Raw genomic sequence first — 3093 nt, 5'->3', positions numbered from 1 at the left:
ATTCAAGCTAATTTCGATCGATTTGGGAAAAGTTTGGCGGGCAATATCGATCGTTTCGACGAGGATGTGCTGTAGTTTTAATACTGTGCGTTGACCGTCCACTCCCCGCGCAAATGTGAGAATTTGTTTGACTAAACTACTCCCGCGTAGCGAACTTTCGACTAACATCGTCAGTAGTCTTTGACTGCGCTCGTCTAATGTGGGGAGGGTAACTTGTAAAAGCTGGGCAGCACCGACAATCGGTGTCAGCACATTATTCAGATCGTGAGCGATGCCGCTGGCGAGGGTGCCCAAACTTTCCAAGCGTTGAGCGCGGAGAAATTGCTGCTCTAATCGCTTTTTCTCGGTAATATCGGTGAGAGTGCCCAGATAGCCAGTAATGTTTCCAGCTTCATCCTCGATCGCGATCGCATTGCCATAGACCCAGTTTACTTGCCCCTGGGGGGTCATCATCCGATACTCTAGCCCAAATCGATGTTTCGAGACGACAGTACTCTCCCAGGCGACAGATACGCGCGGGCGATCGTCGGGATGGATAGAGTTTGTCCAACCTCGACCCAAAACTTCCGCTGGTGACGCGCCCATTAATTCCAGACCTTGCTGATTGATAAATAAACAGTCTCCGGCAATGTCGGTTTGAAAAATGCCGACAGGGGCACTGGCTACTAGAGTGCGATAGCGGGCTTCGCTTTGCTGCAAAGCAGCTTCAGATTGACGGAGGATAATATTGAGCAGCGATTTGCGTAATTCGACGGCGGCGGCGATGTCTACAGTTTGCCACGGGCGTGAATGCAGCCGGACGCGTTCTTGCCACAATTGAAAAGATTTTCGCGGACTCAATCGCAAATTACCATCGGCTGCGACTACTTCTTGGTGAGCCTGCTCTGGATTCCCACCCCAATTCACCGTTTGAATTACTTCAGGACGGAAACACAACACATAACTGTCTGGCGACAAGGAAATTGCCAGCATCCCACTAGCAACATCTTTAAATCGTTCTCCACCAACGGGAGCGTTAGCTAGTAACGGAAGTGAGTCGGTGGTAAATACATCATCTCGAACATTGTCGGTCAACCATTGCACCAAGTCATCAAGTGTTGCTGGCGGGGGAATCTGCCCGATTGCCGTCCAGCGACCGCCAACACAAATTGCCGCACCCCCAGCATCGAAGAGATCCAAGAGATTGGGTGATTGTCCCATTAAAGCATCAACGAAACTCGCCGTTGACTCCAGCGATCCCGTGGCGGATTGCGACATCTGCTCGATCCCCATCGAGCGCAAGTGAGCTAATTTCGATCGATAGCTATAGTCAGGGATATCTTCAATGATGGAGATGCGATCGAAAATTACCTGTCCGAGCAGTTCACAAGCATTCCGCAACTCATAGGATATGAATTTAGCTGTCTGATGATGGCAGGTAATAATTCCCCACAAGCGTCCGTCTTTGATGAGGGAAATCGTCAAGGATGCACTGGCACCCATATTCTGGAGGTATTCAGCATGACAAGGATCGGGACTGCGAAGCATCGAGTGGCTGAGATCCGTAAGCTGCCCCGTTAGCGGATTGAGGGCGGGAATCAGTTGCACTGACTCAGCCCGAACGTCGGAGATCGCCCGAATCCGATTGAAGACAAACATTTCTCGCGCTGGTTGGGGAATATCTGACTCTGGGAAATGCAGAGCCAGATAAGAGTCCATTTCGACTACTCGAGCCTCAGCGATGACTTCACCATGCCCATCCCGATCGAATTTGTAGAGCATGACTCGATCGAATCCAGTCAACTTCCGCACTTCTGCGACCATAATTTGACCGAAAGCAGCTAAATCGGCAGTTGCGGTCAATTGACTATTAGCCGATCTCCCTTGCAGAATCGAGGCTTTAGCTAAATGATAAAAACTTTGAAAAGGAATATGTTCGTCTTTTTGGGTTGGTTCCAATTCTAGAATTAAATAGCCATCAGGACTCCGATGAAAAACAGCATCAAAGATCCGGAAAATATCCTTTGATTTTGTTACCCATACTTTCGTGTAAATGCTGCGATCGAAACTCTGGTCTGCCAATGCCGCTCGAAATTGCTCGACCTGAAAGACATCTAAAAACTTTTCTAATGGCTGTCCGATGACCAGACTTGGGGAGACTTCAATTGCACCGATCGTGTTATTACTAACTTGTAAAATCTTTAAATCTGGCTCTTGCAAGACTAGCAATATGCCATAAGATTGGATCTCTGTTAAGACATGAACCGATGAAGATTTTAAACCGATCGAATTAAAATTTTGAAGGTCTGAATTAGTAACTGCCATAGCTAATTATAACAGTTGACAGCGAGGTTTTTAGGATGGGGAATTAGCGAATGCAACCACGCGGAGGAAACCTCCGTGCTGGGCGGGTTTCCCGCCCAGCAATGTGTTGCACTAAGCAAATCCCACCTTAAAACAATCCTCCTCAAGGAGAGGAATTTAGATCCCTAATTTTTGTTAATTTATATGAGCTTGAGGAAGTTATCAGCCGAAAATCATCTTAGCGTTTCTGCGTTTGCAACATTTCTAACCTTTGCCATTCCCACCGAGTGTTTTTCCGGATCTCTATAGAATTCCATTTAGGATCTCGACTGCGGGATTTCGATAAATAAAGTTCTATTAAAAGTCGATACTCTTTTTCGTTTTGATGTTGTTTCTCTATGTCTGCGACGCTGTGTAGGTTAATATTTATGTTCTTTTTTGGCATATTAATTTTTTATTTGCTCAATTCATTGAATCATATAAACTTGAGGAAATTGTGAGGGGAAATGACCCGATCGCATCCTTGACCCTAGAATGATTGCTTAATAAGCGTTCTGACCTCAAGAGTGTTATTTCGATTCTGCGATCGGTAAATAGATTGTCTAAGAGGATGTTTGGAAAGTATAAGACAGCACTCGTAAACCCTAGAGAATCCCCCCTAACCCCCCTTAAAAAGGGGGGAACCGGACTCTTAGTCCCCCTTTTTAAGGGGGATTTAGGGGGATTATCCAGGGACTACGGGTGTCTAAAATAACTTTTCAAATATCCTCTTAGAGCCTTTTTTATGATTGTGTTGCAAAAATTTTAGGG

1 protein-coding gene is annotated in these 3093 nt (G+C 46.1%); it reads right to left on the bottom strand.

The window, feature by feature from the left end; all coding sequences use genetic code 11:
* Positions 1-2304 (bottom strand): PAS domain S-box protein (locus RMO52_RS08095; RefSeq protein WP_310412747.1); only part of this gene is annotated, 2304 nt, incomplete at its 3' end.
* Between the last annotated feature and the right edge of the window lie 789 nt (positions 2305-3093).

The sequence above is a fragment of the Chamaesiphon sp. OTE_8_metabat_110 genome (assembly GCF_031382685.1).
GTDB lineage: Bacteria > Cyanobacteriota > Cyanobacteriia > Cyanobacteriales > Chamaesiphonaceae > Chamaesiphon.
Note: the sequence above shows the minus strand (reverse complement) of the source record. Positions and strands in the feature narration are given on the sequence as shown.